Annotated in this window: 15 protein-coding genes and 1 tRNA gene; 8 read left to right on the top strand and 8 right to left on the bottom strand. The window is 64.3% G+C overall.

Going from position 1 to position 16,517, the window contains the following annotated elements:
- Positions 1-107: 107 nt before the first annotated feature.
- From FXF75_RS00415 to FXF75_RS00400, 4 genes are all read right to left on the bottom strand, one after another.
- Positions 108-824 (bottom strand): hypothetical protein, encoded by a 717-nt coding sequence (locus FXF75_RS00415; protein ID WP_163519610.1) that lies wholly within the window; start codon positions 822-824, stop codon positions 108-110.
- Positions 800-3,202 (bottom strand): S8 family serine peptidase, encoded by a 2,403-nt coding sequence (locus FXF75_RS22970; protein ID WP_163519609.1) that lies wholly within the window; start codon positions 3,200-3,202, stop codon positions 800-802. Before FXF75_RS22970 ends, FXF75_RS00415 begins: the two co-directional genes overlap by 25 nt.
- A 572-nt stretch (positions 3,203-3,774) precedes the next feature.
- Positions 3,775-4,194 (bottom strand): RNA-binding domain-containing protein, encoded by a 420-nt coding sequence (locus FXF75_RS00405; protein WP_163519608.1) that lies wholly within the window; start codon positions 4,192-4,194, stop codon positions 3,775-3,777.
- An 8-nt stretch (positions 4,195-4,202) separates the two neighbouring features.
- Positions 4,203-4,775, bottom strand: coding sequence for an AAA family ATPase (locus FXF75_RS00400; protein WP_163519607.1), 573 nt, complete (start codon positions 4,773-4,775; stop codon positions 4,203-4,205).
- A 179-nt stretch (positions 4,776-4,954) separates the two neighbouring features.
- Here FXF75_RS00400 and FXF75_RS00395 point away from each other — a divergent pair.
- Both FXF75_RS00395 and FXF75_RS00390 read left to right on the top strand, forming a co-directional pair.
- Positions 4,955-5,059: transfer RNA gene (locus tag FXF75_RS00395), tRNA-Arg, on the top strand.
- A 255-nt stretch (positions 5,060-5,314) separates the two neighbouring features.
- Positions 5,315-6,664, top strand: a complete 1,350-nt coding sequence (locus FXF75_RS00390; RefSeq protein WP_163519606.1) for a sodium:calcium antiporter — start codon at positions 5,315-5,317, stop codon at positions 6,662-6,664.
- Positions 6,665-7,467: 803 nt separating this feature from the next.
- Here FXF75_RS00390 and FXF75_RS00385 read toward each other — a convergent pair.
- Positions 7,468-8,571, bottom strand: a complete 1,104-nt coding sequence (locus FXF75_RS00385; RefSeq protein WP_163519605.1) for an aminopeptidase — start codon at positions 8,569-8,571, stop codon at positions 7,468-7,470.
- 167 nt (positions 8,572-8,738) lie between these two features.
- Between FXF75_RS00385 and FXF75_RS00380 the strand changes: the two genes are divergently transcribed.
- Complete coding sequence (locus FXF75_RS00380) at positions 8,739-9,761, top strand: low specificity L-threonine aldolase (RefSeq protein ID WP_163519604.1); 1,023 nt, start codon at positions 8,739-8,741, stop codon at positions 9,759-9,761.
- Positions 9,762-9,782: 21 nt separating this feature from the next.
- Here the strand turns inward: FXF75_RS00380 and FXF75_RS22965 are convergent, their stop codons facing one another.
- A complete protein-coding gene (locus tag FXF75_RS22965; RefSeq protein WP_275897368.1) occupies positions 9,783-9,917 on the bottom strand; it encodes a hypothetical protein in 135 nt (44 codons plus the stop codon).
- A gap of 95 nt (positions 9,918-10,012) precedes the next feature.
- Between FXF75_RS22965 and FXF75_RS00375 the strand changes: the two genes are divergently transcribed.
- Positions 10,013-10,657 carry a helix-turn-helix domain-containing protein gene (locus tag FXF75_RS00375; RefSeq protein WP_163519603.1) on the top strand — a complete coding sequence of 215 codons (645 nt, stop codon included), beginning with the start codon at positions 10,013-10,015 and terminating at the stop codon, positions 10,655-10,657.
- A gap of 357 nt (positions 10,658-11,014) precedes the next feature.
- Here the strand turns inward: FXF75_RS00375 and FXF75_RS00370 are convergent, their stop codons facing one another.
- A complete protein-coding gene (locus FXF75_RS00370) occupies positions 11,015-11,539 on the bottom strand; it encodes a metallophosphoesterase (protein ID WP_163519602.1) in 525 nt (174 codons plus the stop codon).
- 87 nt (positions 11,540-11,626) lie between these two features.
- Here FXF75_RS00370 and FXF75_RS00365 point away from each other — a divergent pair, with 87 nt between their 5' ends.
- The 3 genes from FXF75_RS00365 to FXF75_RS00355 all read left to right on the top strand — a co-directional run bounded on the left by FXF75_RS00365 (position 11,627) and on the right by FXF75_RS00355 (position 15,168).
- Positions 11,627-12,598: a cation diffusion facilitator family transporter gene (locus FXF75_RS00365; RefSeq protein ID WP_163519601.1), complete on the top strand. Its 972-nt coding sequence runs from the start codon at positions 11,627-11,629 to the stop codon at positions 12,596-12,598.
- Positions 12,599-12,706: 108 nt separating this feature from the next.
- Entirely contained in the window at positions 12,707-12,892 is a 186-nt protein-coding gene (locus FXF75_RS00360; protein ID WP_163519600.1) for a hypothetical protein, read from the top strand.
- Positions 12,893-12,981: 89 nt separating this feature from the next.
- Positions 12,982-15,168: an ATP-dependent DNA helicase gene (locus FXF75_RS00355; RefSeq protein WP_163519599.1), complete on the top strand. Its 2,187-nt coding sequence runs from the start codon at positions 12,982-12,984 to the stop codon at positions 15,166-15,168.
- 94 nt (positions 15,169-15,262) lie between these two features.
- Here FXF75_RS00355 and FXF75_RS00350 read toward each other — a convergent pair whose 3' ends face one another.
- Complete coding sequence (locus FXF75_RS00350; RefSeq protein ID WP_163519598.1) at positions 15,263-15,769, bottom strand: 2'-5' RNA ligase family protein; 507 nt, start codon at positions 15,767-15,769, stop codon at positions 15,263-15,265.
- Between the two features lie 279 nt (positions 15,770-16,048).
- On the opposite strand from FXF75_RS00350, the gene FXF75_RS00345 reads away from it, so the two are divergent.
- On the top strand, positions 16,049-16,240 hold the full coding sequence (locus tag FXF75_RS00345) for a hypothetical protein (RefSeq protein ID WP_163519597.1): 192 nt from the start codon (positions 16,049-16,051) through the stop codon (positions 16,238-16,240).
- Positions 16,241-16,517 lie beyond the last annotated feature (277 nt).

The raw sequence follows: 16,517 nt of genomic DNA, 5'->3' as shown, positions 1-16,517 counted from the left end.
AGCCGCGTTGTCCACTTCTATCGACCCGTCGGCGGCGTTCTCGTTGCCGGTTTCGTCGGTCGCGTTCGCCGTGACAGTCGCCGTGCCGTCGTCCGCACCGGTGACTGTCACCGTCGCGGCGTAGGCGTCGGACTGCGGCGCGTGAGTTCGACGACTCCGGCACCGAGACCGGTCGCGTCCGCGGTCACGTTCGCCACGCTCGTCACGTTCTCGACCACCGTGGCCTCGATGCGGACCTCGTCGCCGTCGTTCACGACGCCGTTCCCGTCGGTGGCGTCGCGGACCGTGACGTTCACCGACGGTGCTTCGGTGTCCACGGTCACGGATTCGGACCGACCGCTCGCGCCGTCGTCCCCGTCGGCGTCCTCGGCGCGAATCAGCGTGGCGCGGAAGGTGCCGTCGCGGCCCGACGAGACGTCGGCGCTGTAGACGTACGTGCCCGAATTGTTCGTCTCCGAGAAGTCCGCGAGCGTCAGGGTTCCGGCGGCGTCGCCGCCGAGTTCGACCGTGACGTTCGACAACTGCTCGTTGGACTCGAACCTGAGGTCCACGTCTTGGCCGGTCGCAGACACGTCGAACGCCGAGATGTCGGGTGACCCGACGGCCTGCTTCTCTAACTGCACGGTGAGGTTCCGGTCGCGGTCCATCGTCAGATTCCGCGTGTACGTCCGGTTCAGGTAGCGCGGGGTGTCGGGCGGCGTGACCGTGATATCGACGTTACCCGTCATCTCGATGCCGCGGCCGTCGCCGGGAGCTAGGTACCCCTGAGAGTCGATGGAGACGTTGCCGAGACCGCTGGTCAGTCCCAGACGGTTGTGGTCCACCTCGACGGTGCGTCGGTCACCGGGTCGCCGCTCTCGTCCACGATGCGAACGTTCAGGAGCGAGGCGTTCGGGACGGTACGAGTGCCAACGTCCACGTCACCGGTGACGTTCACCCGTGCTAGCGTGTAGATGTCGGCGATTCCGTCCTCGGGGAAGGCCGTATCCGAACTCCAGTTCTGGAAGTAGCCGACAGAGTAGGGGTCGCCCTCTTCGACGCCGGTGGCGGTGAAGCGCCCCGTCTTGTCGGTCGTGACCACCTCGAGGTACCCCGTCGCGTCGCTGGCGACGAGGATACCGTCGTCCGCGGAGGGGTTTTCGTCGGCGTCGGTCACTCGTCCGGAGACCGTGGCACCCTTCCCGTTCAGCGTGAGCGTGACGTTAGTGTCGCTCTGCACGTCGATGACGTCCGAGTAGTTCGCTCCGGCGAACCGCGAACTGCCGTCCGGCGGGGCGGCCATCACCCGCACGTCGCCGGAGAGTTCGATGCCCGCCGCCGCGCCGACGACGAGTTTCCCGTCGGCGTCGGTCTCGGCCGAGTGCGAGACGTAGGCGTGGTCGCCGCCTTCGTGGACGAAGTCCGCGACTTCCACGTCGGCGTTCGGGACGGGAGTCCCGGTCTCGTCCACGACCGTCACGTTCAGGACGTGTGCCTGCGGAAGCGTCACGTCGCCGAGGTCGGTCGAACTCGACCCGTTCACGAGGTCGAGCGCCTGCAGGTCCGGCGACCCGTCGTCGAGCAGCGACCCGGAGTCGCCCTGATAGTAGCCGAGAACGTAGCTGTCGTTGCCACCCGAGGCGTCGATGGAGAAGTTCCCTGCGGCGTCGGTGGCGTTACTGTGGCTCCGAGACGAATCCAGCGCGTAGGCACGGACGGGGTCGTTGACCGCGGGGTCGCCGTCGGTCTCGGAGACGGACCCCGAGTAGGTCACGCGGTCGGGGTACCGCTCCTCGACCGACCGAATCGCGCCGTCGGCGTCCACCAGACCGTAGCCGGTCCGGTTGTTCGGTTCGGTCCCGCGGAGGGGGACCGCCGACGACCGCAGGCGCTCCTTGACCTCGGCCGGCGTGAGAGTCGGGTCCGCGTCGAGCATCAGCGCCGCAACGCCCGCGGTGTGGGGCGTGGCCGCGGAGGTACCGTAGAACCCGTCGGGATACGCCGTGGAACTCACGCCGTCCGGCGCGACCACGTCGGGCTTTCGGCGGCCGTCGATGGTCGGACCGCGCGAGGAGAAGTCCTCGAGTTCGTTCGTTCCGTAGTACGCGGCCCCGACCGTGATGACCCTCGGACCGGTCGCCGGGATGGTGACACTTCTCGCGGCCGTGTCGTACTCGGGGTCGGCGCTCCCCCGGAAGAAGACGTCGAAGTCGGCCGATTCGTTGGCGTCGTCGTTCCGAAGTTTCAGATAGACGTTCTGGGTCGCGTAGTGGTAGATGTACTCCGTGGGTTGCTGCGTGCCGTTCTGGACGGTAACCGAGAAATCGACCACGTCCCCGCTCTCGTTGACCAGAATCGCGTCGTAGTCTTCGTGGCTGACGGGCCAGTCGTTCCAGCTAATCGCCGTTCTGAGCGTTCCGGAACCGCCTGCGGGGGTGACGTTCATCCGCTCGTCCGAGTCGCGGAAGTTCATCCACTGGTCGCCGTCGGGGTTCGACCACGTTCCGTTCCAGTGATTGCCGTCGGCCTCGTTTCCGGCGGAGACGACCCACGGAGTGCCGGACTCGACGGAGGTCCTGATTTCGCGGTTCATCTCCGCGGACCCGTCGAGCGGACCGACGTTGTACCACCCGACGGACATCGAGACCACGTCGGCCGAAGTGTTGTTCTTTATCCAGTCGATGGCGTCGTAGAGTTCGAGAGGGTAGTTCACCTTCACCGCGATTATCGAGGCGTTCGGTGCGGTTTCGGCCACGAGTTCGGCGGTGCCGGTCCCGTGGAGACCGCTCTCGTTCGCCATGGTTCGGGGACTCTCCGGCGAACTGAAATTTCGCCAATCGACGACTTGGTCCGCGATTTCGGGGTTGGTCACGTCGAAACCGAGGTCCACTACCGCGACAGTGGTGTTCTCGCCGGTGTAGTTCGTCCCGTGGACGGTCCCGACGTCCATGTTGCTCAGGCCCTCGCTCGTGACGTCGGTGGCGACCGCCTCGCGCGGTCGGCGAACGAACTCGACTGCTGGTGAAACCCCGAGCGCCTCCACCGCGCTCGCGGGTACGCGTGCCTGCACGAGATTCTCGTGACGAGTCCGCACGTCGCCGCCGTGGGTTCCCACCAGTCGGGCGGCCTCGTCACTCCGTCCAGACGCGGCCCGAACGACGACCTGCACGAACTCGGTGTCGCCGACGCTGTCGGCACTCGGACCGTTCTCCGACGAGTCCACGCGTTCGAGTAGCGACGAGGAGATATTGGGGTCCGACTTCCGAGACGACCGCTCGGACCGTTTCGTCGTCGCGAGCGTCGTCGTTTCGTCGTTTCCGGCGGTCGCAGTCGTCGTTTTCCGTGTCGTGGTTGTCGGCAGTGTCGTCGTCTCGTCGTTGCCTGCGGCGTTTCCGGCCGCGTCCGACGCGGCGTTCGCACGTCGTTCGGGGCGAACGCCGACGCCGGAACGGCCGCAGTCGTCGCCGAGACGACCAGCAGAATCGTGAGGAAGACTGCAGAGAAACGGTCTCGGCTCATACGGGGACCTCCGGGGAGTCGTCGATTATCGGGTTCCCGAACTGAACCGCCCCATCTACAGAGGTATCTTTTATGATGTGTTTGGATTTAGTCATTGACAGAAGTTAAAACTTGTATGGAATAAGTATTTTGAACCAAACAGTAATAGTCGAAATAGTCTCGGTATGGTTCTCGCCGCACCAATCGAGTAGCCACCGACGAGGCGGTCACAGAAGCGCTGCGTCCTGCGATAGCTTCGAAAAGTAAAACCCGAAGAACGTCACCTAGTAGATTGTTCTACTCGAAGTCGTCCTGCGTGACAGGTTTCCCCTCCTCCGTCGGCGGAGCTACGTGGTCAACGAACTCCTCGACGCTCGGTTCCTCGACGCGAACTCGAACGTGGATGTCGCCGAGTTCGTCGGGGTTACCGACCGCGAAGTTGACGACGCCCTCGAAGGCGGCCTGTTTCTTCAGGTCGAACGCGAGGGTGTTCCCCCGGCGACTCCCGAAGAACTCGCCGCGAGCGGTGTCGAGTATCTCCTGACGGTGGAGCAGTTCCGAGAAGTGGTCGAGCGAGTGGGTCTCTGCCGTGATTTCGCCGTGGCGCTCCTCGGTTTCGGCACCGGGGAAGATGTTGGTGATGGCCGTGGCGACTCGGTCCGCGATTTCGGTGTCGGCGACGGGTGCGGTAATCTGCACGTCGATGCTGTATATCATTGGTAGAATCAGGCCTCCTGTGCGCGTTCGCGTTCGAGTCCCTCGACGCCCTCGGTCATCAGGACGCGAATCTTCTCGTGGAACGCCTCCAGCGTCGCTGTGTTGTCTATCGCGGCGTCGGCGCGGGCGATGGCCTCGTCCATGCCGAATCCGCGCTCGCGCTCGTCGCGCTCCCGCAGGGTTTCGGCGTCGGTGGCGTCTCGACCTCTCGATTGGACGCGTTCCGCCCGGACCTCGAACGGCGCTTCGATGCTGACCAGCGTGAACGCGTCGCCGAACGCCTCCTCGAAGCGCTTGACTTCCACGCCCGCTCGGATGCCGTCCACGAGGACGGTGTCGCTCTCTTCGAGCGCCTCCTCGACGACGGGGAGCGACCGCTGGGCGATGGCGTCGGGACCGTTCTCTTCCCGGAGCGCGCTGGCGATTTCGCCGTGGTGTTCGGCCGGGTCGAGTCCCCGGTCGCGGCACTCCCGGCGAATCACGTCGCCCATCGTCACGACGGGAATGGCGAGTTCCTCGGCGACGGTGGCGGCCTCGCCCTTGCCGCTCCCCGGCAAGCCGACGGTTCCGATTACTCTCATTGGGTATCGATAGTGCGGAGTTGGGTATAAACGCTATGTTCAGCGGAGGACCGCACGTCCTCAGTGCTCACCCGAAGACGGAGTTACGACGCAGTTCTCTCAGCGGCCGCGGGAGCCGAAACGATTCAGGGAGTAAAATCCTAAGGTCTTTTGCCGAGGCCGCCTGAACAAAGCGACGAGGGCACGTAGCTCAGTCTGGAAAGAGCGTCGGACTTCTATTCCGGTCGGTCACTCCGGTCGGAGAAGACATCCGACGGTCGTGGGTTCAAATCCCATCGTGCCCGTGCAACGAGGAGCGAAATGACGAGTGAACCGGCGCGAAAGGGGATTTGAACCCTGCCAGTCGCGCACAACGAAGTGAGCACGTCTGGCTCCGGTTCAAATCCCATCGTGCCCCTTTCTCCGAACGAGGATAGTTGGGATACCGCCGGGTGCGGAGACTACTGGACGGCTTCAGGAGAAGCATCTACGGACGACACTCGCCCCCGGAGAGACGACGGGCATAAGAGGTAGGTGTCCGACTCACCATTGAAGAACTAGTGCTGGACCGGTTTCGCCACCCACTCGTCGCAGTCGCCGTCGCCTTAGCTTTGACAGTACCGTGGATAGCGACGTTCGTCTCGTCCGGTGGGTACGGAACCGTGCACCCGGGCGAGAACATCACGCCCGGAATGGCCGTCCTCGTCGGTGGTCTCGCAATCGTGGGCGCGGCGTTCCTGCTCGCGTGGGCGGCCGAAACCGCCGAGAAGGACGTCCCACAGGCGTTCGCCATCGCGGTGCTGGCGGTGCTGGCCGTGGCCCCCGAGTACGCCGTCGACGCGCTCTACGCGTGGGAGGCCGGTGCTGGCTCCAGTGAAGCCGCCAACCTCGCGGTGGCCAACATGACCGGCGCGAACCGGATTCTCATCGGTCTCGGGTGGTCGGGCATCGCACTGTTCACGATTTACCGCGCGAAGCGCACCGACGACCCGGCGGTCGAGTACCGGTCGGGATTCCTCACGGACGCGGTCACGCTCGACCCGAAAATCGCGACCGAAATCGCGTTCCTGCTCGTCGCGACGGCGTACGCGTTTTTCATCCCGCTCAGCGGCGGTATCGGGCCGCTCGATACGCTCTTTCTCGTCGGACTGTTCGTGCTGTATATCCTCGTCGTCATCCGCGGTGACGTCGAACCGTCCGAAGAACACATCGGCGTCCCCGCCTACTTCCAGAAGTACTCGAAGGTACCGCGGATTGCGTTCATCCTCTTCGGGTTCGCGTTCTCGGGGGCGATAATCTTCACTGCCGTCCACCCGTTCGCCGAGGGACTGGAGCAGTTGGGTCTCCAGTACGGCATCCCCGAGTTCTTCATGATTCAGTGGCTCGCACCGCTCGCCTCGGAGAGTCCCGAACTCATCGTCGTCGCCTATCTGGTGAACAAGGCGCGTTCGACCGCCGGATTCAACGCGCTCATCTCTTCGAAGCTCAATCAGTGGACGTTGCTCATCGGGACACTCGCCATCGTCTACTCCATCTCCGCGGGGGCTATCGGGACGCTCTCGTTCGACTCGAAGCAGGCGGCGGAAATCTGGATTACCGCCGCCCAGAGCCTCTTCGCCATCGCTATCCTGACGAACCTCGAGATTAGCACTCGCGAGGCCATCGTGTTGCTCGTCCTGTTCGCTACGCAGGTTCTCGCGGAGTTCTACGTGATTCAGACCTACGCTGAAGCAACTGCATCGACGATTAGTATCGCTATCCTCTACGTCTATACCGCGGTCTACATCGTCTTCGGCGTCGGGTTGTTCGTCAAACGTCGCGAAAGTGTCCGCGAACTCCTCCAGCGAAGCGTCTCGAACGCTCGGAGTGCGATAGGAATCGGCACCGGCCGGACGGAACACGCAGACTGACACCGCTGTATCGACGGAGTGACTACGTCGTTCGTTACCCAGCGGCGGCGACCGGACGGACTACTCGTCGCGGCCTCGCTCTCGAAGGAACAGGTTGGCAGAGCACACTCGCGGTACTCTCGTCTCTCGACCGTGAGTGAGCCAACTTCAACGAGAGACCGCGTCGAGTCGAAGGAGGAACGAACTAGCCCGCTATTCAGAATAAGTCGCCTACGTCGTTTATGTCAGACCGGCAGAACGGGCATCTGTAGTTGGTCTGGAAGTCGTTGCGCTGGGCAACGGTTCGGGTTTCGAGTTCGTGCATAGCGATACTGCGACCACAGTCGGGACACGATACCTTTGTCACGAGGTGTGAGTCTATGGCCCAAACACTTAAATTGCAATGTAAGCTAAGTAGAGAAATCTTACGGCCGAGACGCACGAAAACCGAGTCACAGTTGGGATAATGGTCAGAGTAAATTGAAATAATGTCATCATATATGGCATATATTCACGAAGCCGTACGGAGATTCTCCGTCGTCACGGTGGCGTTCGAGGCGACTACATCCCTTCGGTAATCCTCGCTACGCTCGCGGCGTCGTTCGTGCTTTTAAGAGATGCCTCCGGTGACAGCGGACTCGTTCGCGAAGAAGGTGAACGCTCAGCCCTCGAACCCGTCCTCGAATCGGAACGTCCGCGTCCGACCTTTTTCCTCGTCGAGTCGCCTCCGGCGACTCTCCTGGAAAAACGTCGATGAAAAAAGACCACCCTACTCCTCCGCGGGTCGCTTCGCTCCCCGCTTCGGTTCGAGGCCTTCGCTCCGCTCAGGCCTCGCTCTCCTCGAACCCGTCCTCGAATCGGAACGTGCCGTTTCGCTGGACGACTTCGCCGTCTACTTCGATGTAGGAGTCCTCGCTCATGTCCACAATCATGTCCACGTGGACCGCGCTCTCGTTGCCCGTCTCGCCCTCGGGCAGGCACTCGTCGTACGCGCGGCCGACCGCGAGGTGGATGGTGTCGCCCATCTTCTCGTCGAACAGCATGTTGTAGGTGAACCGGTCGATGTCGCGGTTCATCCCGATGCCGAGTTCCCCGAGTCTGCGGGCACCCTCGTCGGTGTCGAGGACCTGCCCCAGCACGTCCTCGTTCTTGCTGGCGCTGTACTCGACGACCTCGCCGCCCTCGAATCGGAGGTAGCCGTCCTCGACCTCGTGACCCTCGTGGATGAGCGGCTTGTCGAACAGCACTTCGCCTTCCACGGAGTCGGCGACCGGCGCGGTGAACACCTCGCCGCCGGGGAGGTTGTTCTTCGCGTGGTCGTTGATGGTGGTCATCCCCTCGATGCTCATGGTGAGGTCGGTGGTGTCGCCCGAGACGATGCGGACCTCCTCGCCCGCGTCGAGGATTTCCACCATCTCCTCCTGATGGGCCTTCTGGGCCGCCCAGTCCTTGCCGATGGCCGACCAGACGAACTCCTCGTACTCCTCGGTACTCATCTCGGCGTTCTGGGCGTCGGCGGGCGCGGGGTACTGGGTGAGGACCCACGTCGTGTCGAGAATCTCCTCGCGGACGGGGAGTTGGGCCTTCCGGTAGGCCGCCATGGTGTCGCTCTCCACCGCGCTCATCTCGGCGACGTTGTCGTGGGCGCGGACGTGAATCCACACGTCGGCGGCCTCCGCCAGCGCGAGTTCGTGGTCGGGCGTATCGACGTCCTCGGGCGAGACGCCTCCGAGGAACGCCGCGCGCGTCCGGTCGTTGCGGAACGAGACGTGGAACGGAAGTCCACCCCGTTCGCCGATGGTCTCACAGAGCGCGAGCGTCAGGTCTTCCGCTGCCGAGGAAGCGCTGACGACGACGTTGTCACCGGTCTCGATTTCGGTAGAATGGTCCACGACGATTTCGGCGTGCTCTCTGACTCGGGGGTCCATAAAGGCAAATGTTGACGAGACCGGGAAACCGCTTTCGGTCCACGGTCTGAATCGCCGCACTGCACCCGCGACTGACACGCAATCACACTGCACCTCCACTGTCACACCAGCGGCAGAACTGACACGCCACCGCGAGGTATTTGACCCGCCGCGAGCAAGGGACGGGCATGATAGACCTGCGGAGCGACACCGTGACGACACCGGACGAGGCGATGCGCGACGCCGCCCGAGACGCCGACGTGGGCGACGACGTGTACGGCGAGGACCCGACCGTCAACCAGTTGGAGGCGGAAGCCGCCGACCTCGTGGGCATGGAGGACGCCCTCTACGTCCCGACCGGCACGATGGGCAATCAGGTCGCGGTCCGGACCCACACCGAGCGCGGACAGGAGGTGCTGACCGAGCGCGAGAGCCACGTCGTCAAGTGGGAACTCGGCGGGATGGCCCAGCTATCGACCCTGCAGGTTCGGACGCTCGACGGCGGCGAACGCGGCGTTCCGACCCCCGAGCAGGTCCGCGAGGAGTACGTCGAGGAGGACCTCCACCGACCGGGAACCGGACTGCTCACACTCGAAAATACGCACAACAGCAAGGGCGGCGTCGCCGTCACGCCGGAGAAAATCGACGCCGCGGCGGAGACCGCTCGCGAACTCGGCGTCCCGGTCCACCTCGACGGCGCGCGGGTCTGCAACGCGGCCGTGGCTCACGACGTGCCTGTCGAGCGCGTGACCGAGAACGTCGATTCGGTGATGTTCTGTCTCTCGAAGGGACTCGGCGCACCGGTCGGGTCGATGCTGGCCGGGAGCGAGGAGTTCGTCGAACGCGCGCGGCGCAACCGGAAACTGTTCGGCGGCGGGATGCGTCAGGCCGGAATCGTGGCCGCGCCGGGGCTACTTGCGCTCGAAAACGTCGAGCGCCTCTCGGAGGACCACGATAACGCCCGACTGCTGGCCGAGCGACTCGCCGGAGTCGAGGGCCTGTCGGTGCAGGACCCGGAGACGAACATCGTCCTCGTGAACACCGAGGCAGCCGGCCTGACCGCCGACGAGTTCCTCGACGCCTGCGAGGACGCGGGCGTCCTCGGGACGCAGTTCGACACGCACGTCGCGCGCTTCTGCACTCACTGGGACGTGGACCGCGACGATATCGCGGATGCCGCTGACCGCATCGGCGACGTAGTCGAAGGGTAAGGTCGGCGGAACGCGGTCCGACTACCGTCGGCCGTTTTGGACGCCTTCTTGGAACCCAGTGACGGTTCGGCGGATGAACAGGTACATGAAGAAGACGAACCCGAGCAGCAGCACCACGAAGCCGACCACCATGGGGTTGTTGTAGACGAAGTCCATGTGCGTTCAATTCGGTTGACTAACCAAATTCGTTTCGACGCTCGCCGCTCCGAACGGTGGCAAAGTTGATGGGATAGGGGTGGCAACGGGGACCTATGGCTGACCTCCTGCCCTCCACCTCTGACGCGACCGCCCCGCAGTCCGCCGAACCGAGGGTCATCGGCGTCGATAGCGACGACGCCGACGACCTTCTCGGGGCGCTCTCCTCGGAGACGGCCCGCGAACTGCTGGCGGCCCTCCACGACGACCCCGCGACGCCTTCCGCGCTCGCCGACACCATCGACACGTCGCTCCAGAACACCCAGTACCACCTCGGCAAACTGGAGGACGCCGACGTGATACAGGTCGTAGACACGGTGTACTCCGAGAAGGGACGCGAGATGAAGGTGTACGCGCCCGCCGACCAACCGCTCGTCGTGTTCGCCGGGAACGAGGAGAAGACGACCGGACTGAAAGCCGCCCTCTCGCGCCTGCTCGGCGCGTTCGGCGCGCTCGGTCTCCTGAGCGTCGCGGTCCAACAGGCGTTCGGCGACGGGGTCGGGACGCTCTTCGGTGTCTCCGGCGGGGACACCGCCACGGAAACCGGCGGCGGGATGACGGTCCAATCGACCGACGCGGCCCAACAGACCGCCGACGCCGCGGCCAACGCCGTGCCGCCGGGTCTCGTCTTCTTCGCCGGCGGTGCGCTCGTCATCGCGCTGGGGTTCGCGTGGTGGTACTACACGAATCGCAGCGAGTGAGTCGCCAACAGCGATGAATACGCACTGTCGGGGATAACTAAAACGGCTTTTTGAGCTTACGGGAAGTATTTGATATACGGGACCGTAGGCAGTAGTGTACCGCCCCGCTTCGGCCCTCCACCATCGCCGAACTCCCCGCACCCTGTGTCCATACGCCGCCGCCCTCCCTCCTGTGCCTCTCACTGCGGGGCGGTCATCGATTTCAGAGTTCGAGTGCCTGCCAGCGTCAGCGCCGACGCCACCCGTACGCGCCGCGTCCTCAGCGCCGCCATCCGTACGTACCGAACGTTCCGCCGCAGACGAGTGCGAACAGACCCAGGACCAGCGCGACGTCGGAGATGGAGGGGATAGCGCACCTCACTCTATCTCGAACGACTCGACGACCGACCCGTCGCGGTGGCGAATCTCGCCCGAGAGTCTGGCGTCGGTCTCCGCGTCGCCGTCCGTCGGCCGGAGTTCCGCGTGGGTCGGGACGCCGCCGCGAGGTCGAGCGTGACTGCCGGGGTTGAGAAGTAACACGTCCTCGCCCTCGCTGACCGCGTGGCGGTGGGAGTGGCCGAACACGACCACGTCGGCGGCCTGCTGGCGACCCAGCAGCGAGAGTCCGGTCGCGCCGCGGTCGTCGCCGTGCGTCAGGACGAACCGGACGCCCTCGACCTCGAAGGTGCGTTCGGGCGGGAGACGGTCGCGTACGTCGGGCGTGGCGTTGTTGCCGTACACGCCGTAGAGGCGGTCGCTGACTGCTTCGAACGCGTCGAGTGCCGCCCCGTTCAGAAAGTCCCCGGCGTGGACGACGACGTCTGCTTCCTCGACCGCTTCCTCCGTGCGCCCCGCCAGTTCGTGGCCGGACCGACTGTGGGTGTCCGAGACGACGGTTATCATGGCTCGTCGTAGGAGCGCCCCACTCGTGAGCGTTTCCGTCTCTGCTTGCAATCACTTTCTTGTCCGCCGAGCGAGAAGGCTACGCCAATGGCGGAAAGCAAGTCTGTCGTCATCGCCGCGCTCATCGCCAACGGGGCGATAGCCGTGCTGAAGTTCCTCGGATTCCTGTTGACCGGGAGCGCGGCGATGCTCTCGGAGACGTACCACTCCATCTCGGACACCGGCAATCAGGTGTTCCTGCTTATCGGCATCCGATACAGCAACAAGGAGGCGAGTCGCGAACACCCGTTCGGCTACGGGAAGGCGCAGTTCTTCTACAGCTTTCTGGTGAGTGTCCTGCTGTTCGGCATCGCCGGGTGGGAGTCGGCCAAGCACGGGTACGACGCCATCATGCACCCCCACGTGCCCGAGCAGGGCGCGGCCACACTGCTCGGATACACGTTCCCTGGCGTCTGGGTCAACTACGGTGTGCTTATCGCCGCGATTCTGTTCGAAGGCTGGGCGCTGAAGAAGGCGTGGGCCGGCATGAAGAAGGACATCGAGCAGCACAACTGGAGCGGACTGACCGAGGCGTTCAAGAAGACCACCAACGTGACGACGCTGACCGCGTTCACCGAGGACACCATCGCGCTGTCCGGTGCGGCCATCGCACTCTTCGGAATCTACCTCTCTAGAATCACCGGGAACCCGATTTACGACGCGGTGGCGGCGCTGCTCATCGGTCTCCTCCTGATGGGGTTCGCGGTGGCGCTCGCGTGGGAGAACAAACGCCTCCTGCTCGGCGAGAGTCTGCCGAAGTCCGAGGAGCGGGAACTGCGGGATATCATCGAGGGATGGGACGGCGTGGTAAACATCGTTGACTTCCGGACCGTGGTCTTCGGCCCGGAGGACGCGATTCTCACCGCCGACATCGCCTTCGACAAGGGCATCGCCACGGCCGAGATGGACCAGAAGATTACCGACTTGGAGGACGCGCTGATGGAGCAGAACGGGAGCGTCTCGAAGGTGTACATCGAACCGGAAACGCGGTGGCGGAGCAGGAAGGAGGAAGCGGGGTAGTTCCGCACTGGCAATTCCGAAGGGATATCGAACGGCTTCTACTCGGCTAGCAACGATTCTGTCGGCAGAACGCGACAGGTTCACCTAGTTTCACTTAGATGTCGCCGTATGAACCGGACGGATAGGTTACTCGCCCTCGTCGTGTACTTCCTCGCTCTGATTACCCTCGAACTCACCTCCCCGACGACCTCTGGCGCATTCCGAACACTCGCGGCAGGCACGTCGATACTGGTACTTTACGGGATGCCCGTCTACCTGTTCGTTCAGTTCATCAGGTCCCGGGCCGGCGAGTGATAACTTGAAGACGCCGAGTGCGTTCCGCTAATCCGACACTTCCACTCGCAAGCGAGAGTTTAAACCTCAAGCCGAGCAAACCCACTCCCGTGGCAGAGACGAACGGGTACATGCGCTTTTTCCCCTACGAAGAGCCGTACGAGAACCAGCGGGAGGCGATGGACCGCATCTACAACACCTTCACCCGCGGGCAGGACGTGCTGTTTGAGGGGGCCTGCGGGACGGGCAAGACGCTGTCGTCGCTCGTCCCCGCGCTGGAGTACGCCCGCGAGGAGGACAAGACGGTCGTCATCACGACCAACGTCCACCAGCAGATGCGCCAGTTCGTCGCCGACGCGCGAGCCATCACCCGAGAGGAACCCATCCGTGCGGTGGTCTTCCGGGGGAAGGGGTCGATGTGTCACATCGACGTGGGGTTCGAGGAGTGTCAGGTCCTGCGGGACAACACCTACGAGGTCGTGGACGCCGAGAGCGACCTCGCGGAACTGGAGGACCGCCAAGAGGAGTTGCTGGAAGCGAGTCAGGAGGGCGACGAGCGCGCCGCCGAGGCCCGGAGCGCGGTCATGGACGAGTTGGAACAGGTCCAAGAGCGCGTCGAGAGTCTCGAGGAGAACAACACCTGCGAGTACTACTACAACAACCTCGTCGGCGACAACGACGAGTTCTACTCGTGGCTCTACGACGACGTGCGCACGCCCGACGACATCTACGACTACGCCGAGGAGCAGCAACTCTGCGGCTACGAACTCCTGAAGGACGGGATGGAGGGCGTGGATTTGGTGGTCTGCAACTACCACCACCTGCTCGACCCCATGATACGCGAGCAGTTCTTCCGGTGGTTAGACCGGGACCCCGAGGACGTCATCACAATCTTCGACGAGGCTCACAACGTCGAGGACACCGCCCGCGAGCACGCCACTCGGACGCTGACCGAGAACACCCTCGACTCCGCGCTCGACGAACTGCAGGACTCCGACGACGCCCGGGCCGAACCCGCCTACAACGTCATCTCGGCGTTCCGGGCGGCGCTCGAAGAGACCTACGAGGACAACTTGGGATTCGGCGACCGCGAGCAGGTCGGCGACAACTGGGAGGACCTCTCCATCGCGAACGAGGGCAAGCGCGACGACCTGACACTCAACTTCCTCCAGCAGTACACCGGCAAGGGAATCGACACGGAACTCGAACTCGCCGTTCACCTCGGCAAGGAGTTGGACGAGGAGTACGAGGAGGCGTACAAGAACGGCGAGTCCACCACACGACAGGAGTGCCAGACCCTGCAGGCCGCGAGGTTCGTCCAGTCGTTCATGGACGAGAGCGCGGAACTGGGCCAGTACCCCGTGGTGTCGGTCCGGCGCGACGAGGCGACCGAGGAGGTGTACGGCCGCGCGGAACTCTACACCTGCATCCCGCGGGAAGTCACCGAGGAACTCTTCGACGAGGTGTACGCCACGGTGCTGATGAGCGCGACGCTCCGGCCGTTCGACGTGATTTCGGACGTTTTGGGGCTGGAGGACCCCGCCGAAATCGCCTACGGTCTCCAGTTCCCCGAGGAGAACCGCCGGACGTTCGCGGTCGAGACGCCCGCGCTCTTCTCCAGCGAGCGAGACGACCTAGACACCCAAGAGGCCATCGCTGGCGTCCTCCGGGACGCGGTGGAGTTCACTGCGGGCAACACCCTACTGTTCTTCCCGAGTTACGCCGAGGCCGAGCGGTACTACGACCGACTCGGACGGGAGTTCGGCGGCGACGCGACCCTCTACATGGACGAACCCGGGACGTCGGTGGAGGACCTGCGCCAGCGGTTCGTCGCCGACGACGACGCCGCGCTGTTCACGTCGCTCTGGGGCACCCTCGCGGAAGGGGTGAGTTTCGACGGCGACGAGGCCCGGACCGTGGTCGTGGTCGGCGTGCCCTACCCGCACCTGAACGACCGGATGGAGGCGGTCCAAGAGGCGTACGACCGGACGTTCGCGGACCGCTCGGGCCGGGACTCCGGGTGGGAGTACGCCGTCGAGATTCCGACGATTCGCAAGACGCGCCAAGCGCTGGGGCGAGTCATCCGGTCGCCCGACGACTTCGGCGTCCGCGTGCTGGTGGACAAGCGTTACACCGAAGCGGGACAGCGCGAGATGGGCAAGTACAGTGTCCGCGATACGTTCCCGCCCGAGGAGCGCGGCGAGATGCTGGACGTGCAGGCCGAGAAGCTGAAATTCGCGATGCTGAACTTCTACAGTGACAAACAGGCGTGGACCGGCGACCCGCCGACGCCGTGAAACTCGCGAAAATGACCCGGAAACCGAACGGCGACGACGAAGCGACAGCCGAACGACGCCGGGCGCGACGACCCGGCGGGCGACGACTGTTGACTCAGGCGGGCAGCGAGAACGTGGCGACCTCCTCCTCGTAGGTCGCGTCCCAGAGGGCGAGTCGATTCACAGTCCACGTCACGGGTTCGATGTCGCGCTCCACGAATCGACGCGCGGTCTCCACGTCGCCGCCGCGGGCTAGCGTGACGTGGGGCACGTAGTCGTCGCCCTCGAACTCCGCTATCGCGGAGAACTCGTCGAGCAGTCTGCGGTGAATCCGCCGGAGACCGGGACTCTCGACCGCGAGGTAGACGACCGGTCCCTCGCCGAGGGGCGGGTAGGCGAAGTAGTCGAGACCGGTGACGCGGACCTCGAAAGCCGGCGCGTCCCCGAGCGCCGTGCGGACCTGCTCGCGCAGACGTGCGACTCCTCCCGGCGGCGAGTCGCCGAGGCGCTTGCAGAGGAGGGTGTGGCGCTCTCGAATCGCGTCGAAGTCGAGGAGCGCGGGCCGGAGGTCCTCGACGAGTCGCTCGACTTCGCCGGGAACCGCGACGTTGAGGCTGTACACTGTCGGAGCGTCGGTTCGCGCGAGCCAAGAGGATGACGGTTCGGTGGGCGTGCCATGGAAGGTGGGCCGCCAGCGACGGTCGGCGTTCCGAGAGACGCGCGTTGCACGAACGCGTGAGCGATTGTACGTTGTGGCACCGAGGAACGACCATCTTCGCTTCGGGACCGCACAGAGCGGTACGTGGTACGCGGTCTGGACCACGCCAACGCGTTAACTTGTCACTACGAAACATTAATCGTGTCCACATCTGGTAATCGGGAACTTCTTCGACTGCTCCCTGTGCTTTCGGCAGTCGCCGTCGCAATCGCGCTGGGAGTCTACGTGGTTGGCTCCCCGGTCGGGTCACGGCAACTCTCTACGGTGACACTCGTCGGCGTCCTCGTCGGAGCGACTATCGTCTCGGCCGCGAGCATCGGTACGGGGCGAGAAGGTATCGCCACGGCCATCGGTCTCTTGCTCTTCCCGGCCTGACTCGTCGGATTCGCTCTGGGACCGCAGCTGTGGATTATCGGGTCGCTGGTCCTGCTCTCGACGTCTCTCGACCGGAGATACGTCCCGTACGCCCTCCTCCTGTTCGTCGGCGGACTGCCCGCGCTGACGGTCCTGACGGCTTCGGAACACCGAGCAATCGCCGCCGTACTCGCAGTCGTCGTGTTCGCCGCCGCAGCGTACAGTACGCTCACTGTTCGTCGTCGAGTCGAACCCGCGTAGTTACGACGCGCCGAGTCCGAACGGCCGCGAGAGCGAC

It is taken from the genome of Halorussus sp. MSC15.2 (assembly GCF_010747475.1).
In the GTDB taxonomy this organism is placed as follows: domain Archaea; phylum Halobacteriota; class Halobacteria; order Halobacteriales; family Haladaptataceae; genus Halorussus.
The sequence above is the reverse complement of the archived record's forward strand: the minus strand, read 5'-3'. Positions and strand labels throughout refer to the sequence as shown.